10 protein-coding genes are annotated in these 14,751 nt (G+C 65.1%); 7 read left to right on the top strand and 3 right to left on the bottom strand.

All coding sequences use genetic code 11. From position 1 onward, the window contains the following. Positions 1–104: 104 nt before the first annotated feature. Together QMK17_RS19800 and QMK17_RS19795 are read left to right on the top strand one after the other, a co-directional pair. Entirely contained in the window at positions 105–275 is a 171-nt protein-coding gene (locus QMK17_RS19800) for a DUF2613 domain-containing protein (RefSeq protein ID WP_283511005.1), read from the top strand. Continuing rightward, positions 256–4,593 carry an alpha-(1->3)-arabinofuranosyltransferase gene (locus QMK17_RS19795; RefSeq protein WP_283511004.1) on the top strand — a complete coding sequence of 1,446 codons (4,338 nt, stop codon included), beginning with the start codon at positions 256–258 and terminating at the stop codon, positions 4,591–4,593. The genes QMK17_RS19800 and QMK17_RS19795 overlap by 20 nt, the downstream gene beginning before the upstream one ends. Here the strand turns inward: QMK17_RS19795 and QMK17_RS19790 are convergent. Further along, positions 4,499–5,632 (bottom strand): acyltransferase family protein, encoded by a 1,134-nt coding sequence (locus QMK17_RS19790; protein ID WP_283511003.1) that lies wholly within the window; start codon positions 5,630–5,632, stop codon positions 4,499–4,501. The two genes, QMK17_RS19795 and QMK17_RS19790, sit on opposite strands and share 95 nt — an antisense overlap. A 252-nt stretch (positions 5,633–5,884) precedes the next feature. On the opposite strand from QMK17_RS19790, the gene QMK17_RS19785 reads away from it, so the two are divergent. Continuing rightward, entirely contained in the window at positions 5,885–7,027 is a 1,143-nt protein-coding gene (locus QMK17_RS19785) for a DUF3068 domain-containing protein (RefSeq protein WP_283511002.1), read from the top strand. Positions 7,028–7,145: 118 nt separating this feature from the next. Here the strand turns inward: QMK17_RS19785 and QMK17_RS19780 are convergent, their stop codons facing one another. Then, positions 7,146–8,363, bottom strand: a complete 1,218-nt coding sequence (locus QMK17_RS19780) for a polysaccharide biosynthesis protein (RefSeq protein WP_283511001.1) — start codon at positions 8,361–8,363, stop codon at positions 7,146–7,148. 25 nt (positions 8,364–8,388) lie between these two features. Here QMK17_RS19780 and QMK17_RS19775 point away from each other — a divergent pair, with 25 nt between their 5' ends. Continuing rightward, entirely contained in the window at positions 8,389–10,056 is a 1,668-nt protein-coding gene (locus QMK17_RS19775) for a hypothetical protein (protein ID WP_283511000.1), read from the top strand. Here QMK17_RS19775 and QMK17_RS19770 read toward each other — a convergent pair. Continuing rightward, positions 10,003–11,217, bottom strand: coding sequence for a glycosyltransferase family 4 protein (locus QMK17_RS19770; RefSeq protein ID WP_283511100.1), 1,215 nt, complete (start codon positions 11,215–11,217; stop codon positions 10,003–10,005). The genes QMK17_RS19775 and QMK17_RS19770 overlap by 54 nt on opposite strands. 140 nt (positions 11,218–11,357) lie before the next feature. Here QMK17_RS19770 and QMK17_RS19765 point away from each other — a divergent pair, with 140 nt between their 5' ends. Genes QMK17_RS19765 through QMK17_RS19755 form a run of 3 tightly spaced genes read left to right on the top strand, consistent with a single transcriptional unit; the run spans position 11,358 to position 14,607 of the window. After that, positions 11,358–12,182, top strand: coding sequence for a class I SAM-dependent methyltransferase (locus QMK17_RS19765; RefSeq protein WP_283510999.1), 825 nt, complete (start codon positions 11,358–11,360; stop codon positions 12,180–12,182). After that, on the top strand, positions 12,182–13,138 hold the full coding sequence (locus QMK17_RS19760; RefSeq protein ID WP_283510998.1) for an ROK family protein: 957 nt from the start codon (positions 12,182–12,184) through the stop codon (positions 13,136–13,138). Before QMK17_RS19765 ends, QMK17_RS19760 begins: the two co-directional genes overlap by 1 nt. Before the next feature lie 20 nt (positions 13,139–13,158). Beyond that, on the top strand, positions 13,159–14,607 hold the full coding sequence (locus tag QMK17_RS19755) for an aldehyde dehydrogenase (RefSeq protein ID WP_283510997.1): 1,449 nt from the start codon (positions 13,159–13,161) through the stop codon (positions 14,605–14,607). The last annotated feature ends 144 nt before the right edge of the window (positions 14,608–14,751 follow it).

The following is a 14,751-nucleotide window of genomic DNA, read 5'->3' as shown; positions in this document are numbered from 1 at the left end:
TGCGCGTGCCTCGGGGCATCGCGCCGCCCGGGTGATAGCGTGAGCCGCGCGCGGGGGAATGTGGCCGTCGCACTGGTAGCTGTCGACGAAAGTGGAGAACCGAGATGAAGTTCGCTGTCCCGGGAGTAATTGCTGCGGTTGTCGGCGCGGTGCTCGGCGCTGGAGTCGTGTTCGGAGTCACCGCTGCGGCGTCGGACAATACTCGTCCCGACATCGACCGCTCGGGCAACGCCGATTCCTCGCTGCTGAACCAGGTTGAGTACGGCAGCCGCTGACGCTCCTGCTTCGATCTCTTCCGAACCACTCGGTCGTAGGTGGTTGCTCGGCGTCTCGGTTCTGGCTTTCTCACTGTCGTTTCTACAGGTTCCCGGTTACATCGTCGCGGACACCAAGTACGACCTGACGCAGAATCCATTGGGTTTTCTGGCGCGCGCGTCTCATCAATGGACCTCGCAAGCCCCACTCGGCCAGGTGCAAAATCAGGCCTACGGATATTTCTTCCCGCATGGGGCATTCTTCGCGCTCGGTGAAGTGCTGTCGATTCCGCCGTGGATCTCGCAGCGAATCTGGTGGGCGCTCCTGCTGATCGCGGGCTTCTGGGGAATCATCCGGCTCGCCGAAGCTCTCGGCATCGGCAGCAGAAGTTCGACGATCATCGCTGCGGCGGCTTTCGCGCTCTCGCCGCGGGTGATCACCACGCTGGCATCCATCTCGTCCGAGACGATGCCGATGATGCTTGCGCCGTGGGTGCTCATTCCGATAGTTCGAGCCTTCGGCCCCGCTACCGCCGATGGCACTCGCCCGCACCACTGGGGGACCCGCACACTCGCCGCTCAGTCGGCCCTCGCTGTCGCACTGATGGGTGCAGTCAATGCCGTCGCGACGGCAGCGGCCTGTCTTGTCGGCGTGATCTGGGTGCTGTGTCATCGCCCGAATCGACGATGGTTCGTGTTCTCCGGCTGGTGGGCAGGCTTCATGGTGCTCGCGACGCTGTGGTGGATCGTTCCACTACTGCTGCTGGGCCGGGTCAGCCCGCCGTTTCTCGACTACATCGAATCCTCGGGCACGACGACGCAGTGGGCCTCGCTGGCCGAAATCCTGCGCGGCACCAGCAGTTGGACACCGTTCGTCTCCCCCGAGCGCGTAGCGGGAGCCGTTCTGGTGACACAGCCCGCTGCCGTGATCGCGACCGGCGCTGTCGCTGCTGCAGGTCTCGTCGGGCTCGCCATGCGCTCGATGCCCGGTCGCGGACGTCTGACGATCGTCCTGTTAGTCGGCGTCGTCGGCCTGACTGCAGGATATGTCGGCGAGCTGGGATCACCCGTCGCCGATACCGTCCGGCTTTTCCTCGACTCTGCAGGCGCGCCGCTGCGAAACGTGCACAAGCTCGAACCGCTGGTTCGTATCCCGTTGGTACTCGGCATCGCTCATCTACTCTCCAGGGTTCCGCTGCCCGGGTCGGTTCCCGGGCGAACATGGCGACCGGCCATCACGCATCCCGAACGCGACAAGATGGTCGCTGTCGCCGGACTGGTTCTCGTTGCACTGACGTTTTCCACTTCACTCGCCTGGACCGGCAAGCTCGCACCTCGCGGCGCGTACGAAGACATCCCGGCATATTGGCACGAGGCCGCCGACTGGCTGACCGACCACGCGTCGGGGACCTCGCCCGACGGCTCCGACGCGAAGCGTGCACTTGTTGTGCCTGGCGCGCCCTTCGCGATTCAGACGTGGGGACTCACCCGCGACGAGCCGCTCCAAGCTCTCGCCACGACGCCATGGGCAGTGCGCGACTCGGTTCCGCTCACCCCTCCCGGTGCGATCCGCGCACTGGACTCGGTCCAACGACTCATCGCCGACGGCAGGCCCTCTGCCGGACTCGCCGATACCCTACTGGGACAGGGTATTCACTACGTCGTCGTCCGTAACGATCTCGACCCCGAGACGTCCCGTTCGACCCGTCCCGTGCAGGTCCACGCGGCCCTCGACGGCTCGCCGGGACTCGAGAAGGTCGCGGAGTTCGGCGAAGACATCGCGCCGGGCACCGTCGAAGGCATCACCGTCGACGGTGATCTACGTCCGCCGTATCCGGCCGTCGAAATCTATTCGGTCGGCAGCGCTGCAGAAGTGGCGGGCCCCTACGCCACCGATCTCGATCGCGTCCCGTTCGTCCAAGGCGGCCCGGAATCGGTACAACGCCTCAACGAGGAACGCCGCAACGGTGTACCGGGTCCGGTGCCGCAGGGTCCGGTGATCCTCGCGTCCGACGCTGCGGCGGCTGATATTGCGGTCCCTGCTGTCACCGTCACCGACACTCCGATGAACCGCGAGACAGATTTCGGCCAGGTCGACAGCCACAATTCGGCACTTCGGTCGGCAGACGAACCTCGTCGATCGATGAACCTGGCTGCTGACTATCCGGTCTACGGCGCCGATACCGTCGACGGGGAATGGGAAGGCGCGAAAATATCTGCGTCCAGCTCCGCATCGGATTCGACGCAGATCGGTGGAACCAAACCGGGTAGCGGCGTTGCCGCCGTTGTCGATGGAGACCTTGCAACGAGCTGGGTCAGCAATGGCATCGAAAGCGCAGTGGGCCAGTGGCTTCAGGTCGACTTCGACAACCCCATCAGCGGTGGACTGCTGCATCTGCGCACCAGCTCCGGCACCATCGGCGATCCGGTCAAATGGCTGGAAGTGACCACTCCGAACGGGAGCACGGCCGCCCGCATCGACAAGCCCGGCGATCCACTGACGGTGTCCCTTCCCGGCGGGGAGACTTCCTGGGTGCGGATCACCGCCAAATCGACGGTCGACGGGACGAGGGGTAGCCAGTTCGGGATCAGCGAACTCTCGGTCGACGAGTACTCGAATCGCGATCAGCCGCAGGCGGTGTCGATCGTGCACCGCGCCGTCCTCCCTGCCACCCCCGCAGGAGCGGACGTGACAGGATGGGAACTGAGCCAGGAATTCCCCGGACGACCGGGATGCCTCGACACCACCGACCGAATTCGTTGCAGCAGTGTACTTTCCATGGCGCCCGAGGAATTGGGCCGGTTTTCGCGGACCCTGTCCGTGCCGGTCGGTACCGCAGTGCTCCCCGAGCTGACGTTGCGCACACGACAGAGCCCGGAGCTCGAAGCCTTTGTTTCTCAGCAGGGTCGACCGACAGCGAGTGGGGCGTCCGACGTCGGAGACCTGCAGGGTTCGGCGTTCGCGGCAACCGACGGCGACAATCGAACCTCGTGGACTGCCCCCGAGAAGAGCATCGAGAAGCGCGCCGGAACCTCACCGACACTGACCATCACGCTCCCCGAACCAACGCTGGTGGACGGACTCACCCTGGCCCCGAGCCTCGGCAATCTGCCCGCACATCCGACGTCGGTGGCGGTGAATCTCGGTGCCGGGCCGCAGGTCCGAGAGGTCGACCCTCAGAAGCCGACAACCATCGCCCTGTCCCCTCATGTCACCGACCGCATCACCGTGTCCGTCGTCGACTGGGACGATGTCCTCGACAAGAACTCGCTCGGGTTCGTCTTACCGCAGCCACCAGGACTCGCCGAAGTGTCGGTACTGTCCGGCGGCCGCGAAGTCGGCACCCCACGGGAGACGGATCGTCTGATCACTGTCGGCTGCGACGTCGGGCCGATCATGTCCATCGCCGGACAGACCATCCGAGCATCGGTCACCGCCACCGAAGATCGGTTTCGTTCCGGCGAGCCACTGCAGGCCACCATATGCGAGGGACCGTTCCCGGTTCCGAACGCGACACTCAATCCAATCCCACTGCCCGAGGGCAAGCAGGACATCGTCGTTGATCCGGGCGCGGCATTCTTCGTCGACGGAATGCGACTGCGCACCATGCCCGTTCCCGCGGTGGAACCCACGAGCTCTGCTCCTGTCGCCGTTTCGACGACGGCGTGGACTGCGGACCATCGTGAGATCACGCTGCGCGGCAAGAACACCGAGCAGTTGCTCGTCGTACCGGAGAGCAACAATGTCGGTTGGCGAGCCACTACGCCCGACGGCTCGAAGCTGAAAGCCGTCACGGTCAACGGATGGCAGCAGGGCTGGATTGTGCCCGCCGGGATCACCTCGGTTGCTCTCGACTTCCCCACCGACACCTGGTATCGACTGGGAATTTTCGGCGGGTTGTTCCTGCTGATTCCGTTGACGTTCTTCGCCTTCCGACGAAGCCGTACCTCCGAGGACCCCGCGCCGCGTCCTTGGCGCAGCACTGTCTTCGGCTGGATTGCCCTGATCGCTGCGACCACTGTTATCGCGGGAATCGCAGGTGCCGCGGTGGCGGCAGTGATCACACTCGCTGCCGTCGTGACCGCCCGACGCTACGGACCTGACGTTGCCGCCCGAGCGCTCGCAGCAACAGCAGGCGTCGGGACTCTGCTTGCGATGGCCCTGCTCTCCAAGGGCCCGTGGCGCGCTTCCGATGGATACGTGGGGCACTCCTACCTGATTCAGTTGGCGGCGCTGGTGGCTCTCACCGCCGTCGCGGTGAGTGCGCTGCCCGCCGCGCAGGCTCCTCGACGAGTGCATAGCTCGCCGCAGCCACGGGGATCGACAGCGCCAGAGTAACGCTCAGTACCAGCACGAAATGCCCCGTGAACGGGATGACGCCGAAGACCGGGAACACCATTGCCAGGATCACGAGGTGCCAAATGAAGATTCCGTACGACCAGCGACCGAGCGCCAGCGTGACCGGGTGCTCCAACACAGAGTGCCGCCTTTGCCGGTCGGCCAGCACAAGAGGTGCGAGCAACGCCATCGCCAGGACCGCACCGAGCACGATCTTCGCCTCGAACTGCCAGGGCTCCGGCCTCACCAACCCCTGAGGGCCTGCAAGCGGCGTGGCCGACAATACGAAAGCCGAGAACGCGATTGCAGCGACGATTAACCGGTGCGCAGCCAGTCGATGCAGCCATGTCTGCTGGCGGGTCGAATACTCCGCCAGCAACATTCCGGCCGCGAACCACGGGAAGTAACCGGGTAGCCAGTTGTCGTGATGGATTGCCTCCGGGGTCGAGACCGGGATGAACGCCCAACTCAGTGTCACCACGGCAACGAAAGTCAGCACCGGTACCCGATAGCGGGCGGCCTCCCCGCGCAATCCCACCATCAGCAGACCGGCCAGGGGCAGCAGCAGATAGAACGACACCTCGACCGACAGGCTCCACATCTGAGTCATGCCCTCGGTCAACGTCAACGGCACGAATACCTGCGTCAACGACAGATTCGCCGCCCACACCCGCCAGCCGCCGCCGGTGTTCGGCAGGAACATCAGCACCAACGTCACGACGACCCAGTACGCGGGAAGAATACGAACAGCACGCGAGAACAGATACTTCAGAATTGGTTGCGCACTGCCCTGGCCTCTGGCCTGCGCAGCATGCGGGCGCCACAGCAGGAATCCTGACAGCGCAAAGAAAATGGCAACGGTCAGATCGAAACGTCCCCAGATGCGCCCCACCACCGGTGAACTCGCCGCGCCCGTCTGAAACGCAACGTGCGTGACGATGATGCCGATGGCCGCGAATGCGCGCATCCCCTCGAGCGACGGGATGAACCCGTGAAGGGGTACGACAGCACGTGGCAGCGATTCGGTCGGTGTGTTCATCTCACCACCAGTGAAGCATCTCGGGGCTACGCCGAGGCCCGTCGCTCCCGCACACCGATCATGAAACTCGCATACCGATCATGAAACTCGACCATCGTCGGGCGTGCCCGCGACTGCGGAGGGTGATCACTGTTACTGTCACCTGCGACGTGGCGATACCAATCGGACACTCCAGATGATGCGTTACCCAGCGCTCATCTGACGGGGGTGGAAGCAGCGGCACGCCGAGAACACGACTAAGGAGATTCTCACATGGCGGAGCGCTCAGGGCCGAGTCGGATACTTGCCCTCGCACTCGTTGGTTTAGGCGCATTCCTACTGGTAGCGGCCATCCTCATTCCGACGTATACGGTCTCCCGCCTCGAGAAGACCCCACTGGACCTCGAGGTCACAACCGTCTCCGACGGCACCGGCAGCGTGCTCAACGCTGCATCGCTTGCCGCAGGCAAAGCCGTCGTCGACAAGAACGTCAACCTCGTGTCGCAGCGTTTCGTCACGGTCGAGGATCCGTCGAATTCCGACGAGATGACGCTTCAGGCCGGTCAGACGTTGCGCCGCAGCGACAAGCAGGGAGATACCGGCTTGCTCACTGCCAGCGTCGACCGCGTCACCATCGACCGCGTCACCTCGATGCCCGTGGAGAACCCGGTCGGCACCATTCAGATTCAGGGCGACAAGCCGGCTGAGGAAGTTGCGCACACCGGTTTGCAGTACAAGTTCCCGTTCAACGCTGAGCAGAAGTCGTACCCCTACTTCGATATCAACGCTCGGGCCACGAAAGACATCGATTTCGTCGAAGAGACCGAGATCAACGGCACGAAGGTCTACAAGTACGAGCAGACCGTCGGCCCGGTCGACCTCTCCGGCGTCGTGAACCTGCCGACCAACAAGGTCACTCTCCCCGCGTCCACGTGGGGCGTCGCGGGCGGCGAAGCCCCCGTCACGATGACTCGCTTCTACGAGAACTCTCGCGCGGTGTGGGTGGAACCTGAGACCGGCGTCGTCGTCAAGGGTGAAGAGCAGATCCACCAGTACTACTCGCGCACAGCAGGAACTGCCGAGGTCGATGTACTGAACGCACCGATCACGTTCGACGAGAACACCGTCGAGTACCAGCTTCAGCAGGCGAAGGACGGTCAGGACAAGCTGTCGCTGTTCGGACGCACCATCCCGATCATCGCAGGCATCCTCGGCGTCATCGCTTTGATCGCCGGAATCATCCTCGGACTGCGCGGCGGCACTACACGTCCGGTGCATGCCGGCGGACCTCGTGACACCGGCGGACCTCGCGGCACCGGCGGCGGCGCGGCCACAGCACCGACCGAGCCACGTAATCGCGACTGGACAACGGATCAGACCGAAGTCATCCCGAGGACCAACCTCTCCAAAGAGTAAGACCTGCGCAAAACACGAGATGTGCAGAACACGAAAGGCGCGGCCCACACGGGCCGCGCCTTTCGTGTTTCCGCCTCATCCAGATCGCTCAGTGCACTGAGGGCCGCGCCTGGGGCGATCAGTTACCTCTGCTGAGCCAGTTGTTTCTGCTGAGCGCTGCCACGCTCACCACCACGGTGGTTGCCGCGGCAACGGATGCTGCGACCACGACGAACTGCGCCAACGTCGATGCGAGAAACACGAGCAGCACCACTTCGACGGCCAAGCCGAACCACGCAAGAAGCGCCAGACGTGTCCGCTCACCGGCGATCGCCCACAGCAACACGCTCTGAAGCAGAGCCAAGCACGCACCCTGCAGCGCGAAGATCCAGATGTAGCTCTGCACAGCGCTGTAGTCGTCGCCGATCACAACAGGAATCAGCGATGCCGCCAACACCGAGCCGAGGACGAGGACGACGCCGATTCCGCCCACGACGGCCATTGCGGATCGCAGCGCCTTGGCCGAGTGCGCCGGATTGGCCATCCGCGGGTACAGCACGACGCCGACGGCCTGCGGGAGCCAGAACGCCGCCTTGGTCGCGACAGCGCCCAACGCGTACAGCCCTGCGGCCTCGCTGCTCAGTTGCACGCGAGCCAGCATCAGGTCCACCGAGGACAGTGCGATGAGCGCCAACTGCACCTGGGACGCCCGAAGCACGGTACCGACTCCGAACCGCACCCCTACCGAGCCGGCGCTACCGTCACTCGCCGAATCGGTGACGCGGCGATCCAGGAGGCGCGCGGCCACTGCGACAATTCCCGTACCGAGCGCACTCGCTGCCAGCGTTACACCGGGGCCTGCACCCAACAGCAAGGCGAGCACCGCCGGGACCACCTTGCCGATACCCGCGGAGGCCAGGACGACGCTCAACCGGCCGAACTGTCCCGACCCCTGCAGCAACCCCTGTTCAGCGGCGAGAAGTACCAGCAGAGGTGCGACGACGAGGGCTGACGTCGCCGCCAGGACAGTCGTGTCGAGCGCGAATGCCACTACCGGGGCAAGCAGCACGGCAAGCATTGCGACCACCGCGGCGCACCGATACCCGAGCGCGCGCAACGACTCCCGGCTGCGGCCGTGCACCACCTCACGTGCAACTACGGACTGCAACGCCAGCGCTGACACGGCCAACACCAGCTGAGCGGCGAGGAGTGAGGCGAATTCGCCGTAGCCCTCGACTCCCAACATCCGGCTCGCAGGAAGTTGCAGAAGATACGACAGGGCGTTGGCCGTCATCGACCCGATCGTCACCATCGTCATGCCCGCCACCGCGGACGTGGCGACGGCGCGTGTAGGCATGCGCCCACGGTATAGGGTGCCGATCATGGCGTGGTCGAGGTCCGGGTTGGCGCCACCGCTGTACAGTCTGGTGCTCTCCGCCTCGGTACTCGGCCCTCTTCTCGGCCCTGGCTATCTTTTGCTGCGCGATGCCGTGAGCACTCCGCGTTCCTATTTCACCGATTCCGCGTGGGGCACCACCGATGCCGCAGCTCGTGCGGTTCCGCAGGACGCAGTGATGGCAGCGCTGTCCACGGTCGTCGACGGCGGCATCGTCGTGAAGTCGATTCTGCTACTGGCGTTGGGGCTTGCGGGCTGGGGTGCGGCGAAGATGTCTCAGGCACTTCTGCCTACCGCAGGGACGCCTGCACTGCTCGTTGCGTCGACGGTGGCGATCTGGAATCCGTACGTCGCCGAGCGCCTGGTGCAGGGGCACTGGAGTCTGCTCGTCGGATACGCCGCGCTCCCGTGGACCGTCCTCGCTGCGCTCTCGCTTCGCCGCACCGGTCGATGGGGATGGCTTGCGGTCTGCCTCACGGTCGCCGGGCTTACTCCGACGGGGGCGATTCTGGCCGCTGTCACGGCGTTCGTCTGCGCAGGGCGGAAAAAGGCGCCGCTCACGCTTGGACTGTTCCTGGTCGCTTCGCTCCCGTGGCTCGTTGCGACGGCGATGTCCGGCGGAGGCACGAGCGGAACCGATCCGGCAGGCGTCACCGCCTTCGCGGCCCGCGCCGAACCGGGACTCGGCACTCTGGGGAGCCTCGCCGGCCTCGGCGGGATCTGGAACTCCGATGCAGTCCCGACCTCGCGTACATCTGTGTTCGCGGTCATGGGCACCGTCCTGCTGCTCGCGGTGGTCGCGCTGGGCATTGTTCCGCTGTGGCGTCGTCGAAGAAATCCCGTGATCGTGGCGCTGGCCGCGACGGCCGTGTTCGCAGTCCTCGCCCCCGCGCTCGGAGCAACCGGGCCGGGTCTGCACCTCGGCGAATGGGCTGCGACCGATGTGCCGGGCGCCGGACTGCTGCGCGACGCCCAGAAGTGGGTGGCGCTGGCGATGCCGTTCTATGCACTGGCGGCGGTCGCGGGCGTCGCGTGGGCCGGCACGAGGCTTCGGAACCGATGGGTTCCTGCTGCGGTGGCCATCGCTGCTGTCCTCATCGCGCTCCCCGACCTCGTGTGGGGCGTGGGGAACCAGCTGAAACCCGTCGAGTACCCGTCGTCGTGGGAGTCCGTTGCCGCCGAGCTCGACGGCAAGGAAGGCGACGTTGCCGTCATGCCGGCAGGCATGTTCCGCATCTTCCCGTACAGCGGCAAGGCGCCTGTCCTCGATCCGGCGCCGCGGATGTTGCCCCTCGACGTACTGCAGACCGGCGAGCTGCTCGTGGCCGGCGGATCGGTACACGGCGAAGGGACGCGTGCCGAGGACGTCGAAACAGTCCTTCTCGACGGTGAAAGCGCAGAGCGACTGAGCGATCTCGGCGTCGGCTGGGTCCTGGTCGAAAAGAACACACCGGGAGAGATGGGGATGTCGGCGCAGACCCTCGATCCGCTGACGGTCACCTACGAAGACGACGAGCTGGCTCTCTACGAGATCCCCGGTGCTACGCCGAGCACGCAGGACAAGCGAGTGGTTGTCGCCGCGCACGCCGCCTGGCTGGTCTTACTGATGAGCGGGCTCGGCTGGGCGATGCGATCTCGCAGAAACGGGCCCTGACACGAGCCCCGATATGTGTGTGCCCGCCACCGACGCGGCCAGCACACTCCGCACCCCGTGGGAGGTTTGCTCCCACGAGAACTCTCGCGAGCGGACACGAGCCTTCTCGCCCAGCTCAGCGCGCATGTAGTCGTCGAGAAGAAGCTCGCCGACGGCATCCGTCAACGCCTGGACGTCGCGCTCGGCGCCCTCGGAGCCGACGAGCACGCCCGTCACCCCGTCGATGACCGAGTCGGTCAGACCCTTGGAACTGCGATAGCCGACGGTCGGGACGCCGTGCTGCGCCGCCTCGATGACCGCGAGACCCCAGCCTTCCTTGCGTGAGGGCATGACGTGCACCCACGATCGGCCGAGCAATTCGTGCTTGCGGGCTTCCTCGACATGCCCGTGGAACGTCACGGCACTGTCGAGGCCCAAGGCGGCGACCCGCTCGCGCAGGTTCTCCTCCCACCAGCCGCCCCCGATGATGTCCAGGTGCAGGCCGGGAATCCGGAACCGCAGCGCAGCGACGGCGGAGAGGGCGTCCTCGATCTGCTTGTGCGGAACCAACCTCGACAACACCGACAACGACGCATGGGGAGTTCTGGTGTCGACCGGAGTCGACTCGGGGATCGGATCTGCGCCGTTGCGCACCACCGCTACACGCTCTCGATCCACGCCGAGTGCCACCAACTCGTCCGCCGACGGCAGCGATACCGTCAAATATTGGTTTCGACGATGAACTCGGGGAGAGACGGCACTCTCGAGCCACCATCCGAGCTTGGCCATCAGCGGCCCGGCGACCGGCCACTGCTCACGGTGGCAATGGTGAACCAACAGCGTCACGGGGGCTCCGGTGACAACCCTGGAGAAGAAAGGAATGCCGTTCTGGGTGTCGACGACCGCATCGGGGCGAATGCCGCGCAAGGATCCGAAACCGAGCCGGCCTGCAACGATCGCGGCGAGAGCCCGCGGATACACGCTCAACCGGCCGCCGGCGCGACTGATCCGGATGCCGTCGACCATCTCTTCCTTGGCAGCCCCGGGGTACCACGCCGTCCGCAACGTCACCTTCATACCCTGAGCAGCCAGACCCGCACCGACCTGCTCCAGATAGCGCTCACTCCCACCACCCTGAGGGTGGCCGGTATCGCGCCAGCAGAGCAACAGCACCTCGCGCAAGCTTCCGACCCCCCATCGCGGCATTCGGTCATGTGGCATTCGGTATGTGTGTCATTTCAACACGAACTGGAAGACCACCCTAACGGTTCACCCGGACCCACAAAGGTCCGACATGGCACCCTCGCCTAGTCTTCTTCCTCGTGCGCAGTGCAAAGGGGGGTCGTTCGGCGCCGACGCATGCCGTCACACAACTGTTCGCGCGGCGCGCAACGCTGCGTCGATCCGTGAGCCTTCTGCGCGACTTCGGCCACGAGCAGACCGCACCCGACATCTTTTACGGCGCACTCGCCCGTGACTCCGTCGAGTTGATCGGCGACCTGTTCGAGGGCATGACGGGAGACCCCTTACGCGATCGCGTCGTGCTCGACGTCGGCGGCGGTCCAGGCTACTTCGCCGAGGTCTTCCACGACAGTGGAGCGAGATACGTACCCGTCGAACCCGACGCCTCCGAGATGCACGCCGCCGGATTGACTGTTCACGGCAGCGTCCGTGGATCCGGGATGTCGTTGCCCTTCCGCGACGACAGTGTCGACATCTGCTTCTCCTCGAATGTCGCCGAGCACGTCCGGCAGCCGTGGAACATGGCCGAGGAGATGCTGCGGGTCACCAAGCCCGGCGGAATGATGGTGCTCTCGTACACGCTGTGGTGGGGCCCGTTCGGTGGCCACGAGACCAGACCGTGGCACTACCTCGGCGGCGAATACGCCGCTCGCCGATACCGCCGCACACACGGCCACGAACCCAAGAACCGGTTCGGTGAGTCACTGTTCGACGTCGGCGCCGGTGACGGATTACGTTGGGCGCGAACAACTCCCAATGGATCACTGCTTGCCGCATTTCCCCGCTACCACCCCCGCTGGGCGTGGTGGATCATCCAAGTTCCGATTGTCCGTGAAGTGTTCGCGAGCAACCTCGTCCTCGTCTTTCGGGCAAACGGAGTTCGGGCAGCCAGTACGTTGGAATGATGACTGCGCTGGCACTGGATATCGGGGGAACCAAGATGACCGCGGCCGTCGTCGGCGAAGACGGAAGGCCAGGGGAACCACTGACCGTCCCGACGCCGGTGGCCGACATCTGGAAGGCATGCTCGGAACTGCTCGACGCAGTGTCCGTCGGCACCGACATCGACAGGATCGGCGTCGCATGCGCGGGCCCGGTCGACACCACCAAGGGCGCGGTGGCCCCGATCAACATTCCGGAATGGAAGAACGGCTTCGATCTCACCGAATCCATACAGCATCAGTTTCCGGATGCAACGATCTCTTTGGCAATGGACGGTGGATGCGCGGCCCTCGGTGAGCACAAGTTCGGTGCCGCCCAAGGCGTCGACGATGTACTGAGTCTCGTCGTGTCCACCGGCATCGGCGGCGGTCTGGTACTCGGCGCCCAGATCGTGCACGGCCGCAGTGGCAACGCAGGCCATATCGGCCACATCGTCGTGCCGGGATCGACGACGCCCTGCACGTGCGGAGGGCTCGGGTGCGTGGAGACCGTCTCGAGCGGCCCTTCTGCCGTTCGGTGGGCGCGGGAACAGGGCTGGACGGGTTCCACCGGGGCCGAACTGGCGCAATCCGCGGCCGACGGAGACGTCGTCGCGATCACCACACTCCAGCGAGCGGGGGTCGCGCTTGGCCAGGCAATCGCTTCGGCCGCAGCGCTGGTGGACGTGAACCTCGTCGTCATCGGCGGAGGTTTCGCTCAAGCAGGGCCTCCGCTGTGGGACCCGATCCAGGAGTCGGCTGCATTGCATGCTCGGCTGAAATTCCTGGACGGGCTCCGGATCGTGCCGGCCACCCTCGGTGCCGTCGGGACGCTGACGGGTGCGGCCGTACTTGCGGCTACGCCGCCCGTGCGCGTTCAGGCACGTTCCTCTGTCACCGAACACTCACGGGGGCAGAAGGCACCTTCCCAATTTCTGTAACGTGTTCTAGTCTCGATTCCATGACCGACTTCGACACGCTGTTCATCGGCGGGCACTGGACCGCTCCGTCGACCGAGGAGACGCTGGAAGTCTTCTCACCTGCCACCGAAGAGCGCGTAGGGGTAACCCCTGTCGCTGCTCCCGCCGACATCGATGCCGCGGCGACTGCCGCGCGCGCGGCAGTCGACTCCGGCCCGTGGGCCCGATCCACTCCGGCCGAACGAGCACAGGTTCTCGCGCGCGCGGCGGAGCTGATCGAGAAGCGCAGCGCCGAGTTGACCGCGGTGATCTCCGACGAGATGGGCTCACCGGGAGCCATGATCGGAATGCTTCAGCAGACACCCGCGCTCGCCGTTCTGAACTACTACGCCGGACTCGCCGAGACGTTCCCCTGGAAAGAAACGCGCAACGGCGCTTTCGGGCAGACGACGGTCACCCGCGAACCCGTCGGCGTGGTCGCAGCCGTGATCGCCTGGAACGTGCCCCTGTTCCTCGCCGTCAACAAACTCGCTCCCGCACTGCTCGCGGGATGCTCGGTTTTGCTCAAGCCTGCGCCGGAGACCCCATTGGGCGCGAACCTCCTGGCCGACATCTTCACCGAAGCCGGGGTCCCGGAAGGCGTCCTGTCCGTCCTGCCGGGGGGCGCCGAGACCGGCGAATACCTCGTCTCACACCCTCTCGTCGACAAGGTCACCTTCACCGGCAGCACGGCCGTCGGCCGATTGATCGGCACCATCGCAGCGCAGCAACTCAAACGGTGCTCTCTCGAACTCGGTGGGAAGTCTGCCGCAATCCTGCTCGAGGACATGGACATTCCGTCCACGATGCCGATGCTTCTGCTGGCAGGCCTGATGAACACCGGCCAAGCGTGTGTCGCGCAGACTCGCATTCTGGCGCCGCGCTCGCGCTACGACGAGATCCTCGACGCCATGGTCACGGGAGCAGGATCGATGGCCGTGGGAGACCCGAAAGATCCCGCGACACAGCTCGGTCCATTGATCTCGGAGAAGCAGCGCACCCGAGTGGAGGGATACATCGCCAAAGGCATCGAAGAGGGCGCCCGGGTGATCCTGGGAGGCGGAAGGCCGGACGGGCCGGAGAAGGGCTGGTACGTCGAGCCCACCATCTTCGCGGACGTGAACAACTCGATGACCATTGCACGCGAGGAGATTTTCGGCCCGGTCCTCGTGGTCATTCCGTACGACTCGGAGGACGAGGCCATCAAGATCGCGAACGATTCCGATTACGGCTTGGCCGGCTCGGTGTGGACCACCGACATCGAGCACGGCCTGGAGGTCGCCGCGCAGATCCGTACGGGCACCTACGCGATCAACTGGTATGCCTTCGACCCGGGATCACCGTTCGGTGGATACAAGAACTCCGGAATCGGGCGAGAGAGCGGCCCGGAGGGTCTCGACGCCTACTGCGAGCTCAAGTCCGTTCTGATGCCGCCGGGGTACGGTATGTGAGTGGAATTACGTCCCCTGGAGCCTGTTGCTTAATTGAGGGTGTTTCGCTCGAGTGCTGGTGGGTGCGGGTTTGAGATAATCGTGTGGTGGCGCGCGATTACCGACCTTCGAATCTGGATCAAGGGTTTTTGATCCCACCCGATA

This window comes from Rhodococcus sp. G-MC3, from assembly GCF_030063335.1.
Taxonomy (GTDB): Bacteria; Actinomycetota; Actinomycetes; order Mycobacteriales; family Mycobacteriaceae; genus Rhodococcoides.
This window is presented reverse-complemented; position numbering and strand designations above follow the sequence as displayed.